General features: G+C 57.8%; 2 protein-coding genes and 1 pseudogene. All 3 read left to right on the top strand.

Translation table 11 applies throughout. From position 1 onward, the window contains the following. Positions 1-192 precede the first annotated feature (192 nt). Entirely contained in the window at positions 193-1,470 is a 1,278-nt protein-coding gene (gene urtA / locus Q0341_RS00755) for an urea ABC transporter substrate-binding protein (protein ID WP_299509885.1), read from the top strand. A 116-nt stretch (positions 1,471-1,586) separates the two neighbouring features. Beyond that, positions 1,587-3,170, top strand: a complete 1,584-nt coding sequence (urtB, locus tag Q0341_RS00750; protein ID WP_299509883.1) for an urea ABC transporter permease subunit UrtB — start codon at positions 1,587-1,589, stop codon at positions 3,168-3,170. 8 nt (positions 3,171-3,178) lie between these two features. After that, positions 3,179-3,309 (top strand): annotated as a pseudogene (locus Q0341_RS00745) (urea ABC transporter permease subunit UrtC); the annotation flags it as partial.

Below are 3,309 nucleotides of genomic sequence, written 5' to 3'. Positions count from 1 at the left end.
GCGTCTTGGTGCATTGAATGGTTTGCTTGAAGCAAATTACATGCCCTTTATAGAGGGTTTGAAAAATTCCCTTAGAAAAAAGCGGTTTTCAGGGTTCTCCCTAGGGTTGTCACGGTGATTGCAGATGGAGGTGAGCGCTGTTTTTCGGTGCGTGTTTGAACAACCTTCTTTCCTGATTGGAGTGATCTCATGATGAATCGACGTGGCAACCTCAAAGCCCTTGCAACTGCAGCCGCTATCGCAGCGGGCAGCTTGACCTTTGCACAACATGCCCTGGCCCAAGCCGGCAACACCATCAAAGTGGGCGTGCTGCACAGCTTGTCCGGCACCATGGCGATTTCTGAGACGGTGCTCAAAGATACTGTGCTCATGGCGATTGACGAAATCAATGCCAAGGGCGGTGTGCTGGGTAAAAAGCTCGAGCCCGTCATTGTGGACCCCGCATCCAACTGGCCTTTGTTCGCTGAAAAAACCAAGCAGCTGCTCGGCCAAGACAAGGTCTCGGTCATCTTCGGTTGCTGGACTTCGGTGTCGCGCAAGTCGGTGCTGCCGGTGGTCGAAGAAATGAATGGTCTGCTTTTCTACCCCGTGCAGTACGAAGGTGAAGAGCTCTCCAAAAACGTGTTCTACACCGGCGCTGCGCCCAACCAGCAAGCGATTCCTGCGGTGGACTATTTGATGAGCAAAGACGGCGGCGGTGCCAAGCGTTGGGTCTTGCTGGGCACCGACTACGTGTACCCCCGCACCACCAACAAAATCTTGCGTGCCTACCTCAAAAGCAAGGGTGTGAAAGACAGCGACATCGATGAAAAGTACACCCCGTTTGGTCACTCTGATTACCAAACCATCGTGGCCGATGTGAAGAAATTTTCAGCCGGTGGCAAGACCGCTGTGGTGTCCACCATCAACGGAGACTCCAACGTGCCTTTCTACAAAGAACTGGGCAACGCAGGCTTGAAGGCCAAAGACGTGCCTGTGGTCGCATTCTCTGTGGGTGAAGAAGAGTTGCGCGGCGTGGACACCAAGCCTTTGGTCGGTCACCTGGCGGCTTGGAACTACTTCATGTCCATCAAGAACCCCGCCAACGACGAGTTCACCAAAAAGTGGGCGGCTTACGCCAAGGCCAAAAACATCCCTGGCCATAAAGACAAGCCTCTCACCAACGATCCGATGGAAGCCACTTACATCGGCATCAACATGTGGAAGCAAGCGGTTGAAAAAGCCAAGTCCACCGACACAGACAAAGTGATCGCGGCCATGGCTGGTCAGACCTTCAAGGCACCGAGCGGCATCACCAGCAAGATGGATGAGAAAAACCATCACCTGCACAAGTCGGTGTTCATCGGCGAGATCAAGGCCGACGGCCAGTTCAACGTGGTCTGGAAGACACCTGGCCCTGTGAAAGCAAAGCCATGGAGCCCTTACATCCCTGGCAACGACAAGAAGCCCGACGAGCCTGCCAAGAAGTGATGGTTTGAACGTGTGAACACAGGTCGGCGTGGGAGCGCCGACCTAAGTGGGTTTTGTATGTCGGTGGCTGTAGGTCGGTGGCTTTAGCCCCGACATGAATCTAATAAACGAGCAAGATGAAACGATGGATGTTGAAAGCGGCGTGGATGGCCAGCGCCGTTTGGGGCTTGTCGGCTGCGCAAGCCCTGACAATGGACGAAGCCAGAGGCATTGCCGTGGGAGAAAGCGATGTACGCGTCGAGGCGCTCGCCAAAGCCGTGGCGCAAGGCGATGACAAAACCGCCGCCTACCTGCAAGCGCTGGCGGATGACGTGGTCAAGATGGCGGGCGATCAGGTGATGGTGGTTCGCGACGGGCAAGGTCTGGACCCCGTCACAGGACAATCAGTACCTGTGCCGCCAGATGCCGAAGACGTGATGCTGAACAACCGCCTGCGTGGCGAGATCGACACGGCCTTGGCGGCTTTGAAGTTGTTCAGCCCCGATGTGAAGGTCCGCAGGCAAGCTGCGCTGTCCCTGCTCAAAGAGCCCGATGCCAGCCGTGCCGCCTTGCTTGAAAAAGCCTTGGCTTCTGAGAAAGACCCTGCCGTTCAAAGTTTGGTGCGCCAGGCCCGTGCAGCCGCCCTGCTCAGCAGCCAAGTGCCCAATGACCGCTTGCTGGCCGCCCGTGAGTTGGCTGGCAGCAGGCAACCCGAGGCCCTGCTGCTGCTGAACCAGCAATTGGCGCAAGAGCAAGAGCCTTCGGTCCAACAACAAATTCAAAAGTCATTGGCCGCCGTGCAGGACAGCCTGCGCTGGGGCGAGCGCTTGGGTGCCCTGTTCACAGGGGCCAGCTTGGGCTCGATCTTGCTGCTGGTGGCGCTGGGCTTGGCCATCACTTATGGCCTGATGGGCGTCATCAACATGGCGCACGGCGAGTTGATGATGATCGGCGCTTACGCCACGTATGTGGTGCAGGCCCTGTTTCGCGAGCACCTGCCGCAGGCGTTTGATGCTTACCTGTTGGTGGCCATTCCGGTGGCCTTCATCACCTCAGCGCTGGTCGGCGCGGTGATGGAGCGCACGGTGATCAAGCACCTGTATGGCCGACCACTTGAAACCCTGCTGGCCACCTGGGGCATCAGCCTGGTGCTCATGCAAGGCGTGCGCAGCCTGTTTGGTGCGCAAAACGTGGGTGTAGAAAACCCCTCGTGGATGAGTGGTTCGCTGCAGCTGCTGCCCAATTTGCAGCTGCCTTGGAACCGGGTTCTGATCATCGTGTTTGCCGCAGCGGTGCTGATCGGCATGGCGCTCTTGATCAGCAAAACACGTTTGGGATTGTTCGTGCGTGGCGTGACCCAAAACCGGCCCATGGCCTCGTGCATGGGGGTGAACACGGCCCGCATTGACACCTATGCTTTTGCACTGGGTTCGGGCATTGCCGGTTTGGCCGGTTGCGCCCTGAGCCAAGTGGGCAATGTGGGCCCCGATTTGGGGCAAAGCTACATCGTCGACTCGTTCATGGTGGTGGTGTTGGGCGGCGTGGGCCAATTGGCCGGCACGGTGTACGCCGCCTTGGGTTTGGGCTTGGCCAACAAACTGCTGGAAGGCTGGACCGGCGCGGTGCTGGCGAAGATTGCGGTGTTGGTATTCATCATCATCTTCATTCAGAAGCGCCCGCAAGGCATCTTCGCGATGAAGGGTCGCAGCGCTGAGGCGTGAACAAGAACATGAACACATTCCAATTGCCTTCACACGCGCCCTTGTTGGGGCGCAAAGCCTGGTCGGCTTTCTTGCTGGCGCTGATCGCCGTGGGCGTGATGGCCCCTGTGCTCAACCTGTGGGTGCCCGAGGGCAACCC

The organism is uncultured Limnohabitans sp. (assembly GCF_937889215.1).
In the GTDB taxonomy this organism is placed as follows: domain Bacteria; phylum Pseudomonadota; class Gammaproteobacteria; order Burkholderiales; family Burkholderiaceae_C; genus Limnohabitans_A.
Note: the sequence above shows the minus strand (reverse complement) of the source record. Positions and strands in the feature narration are given on the sequence as shown.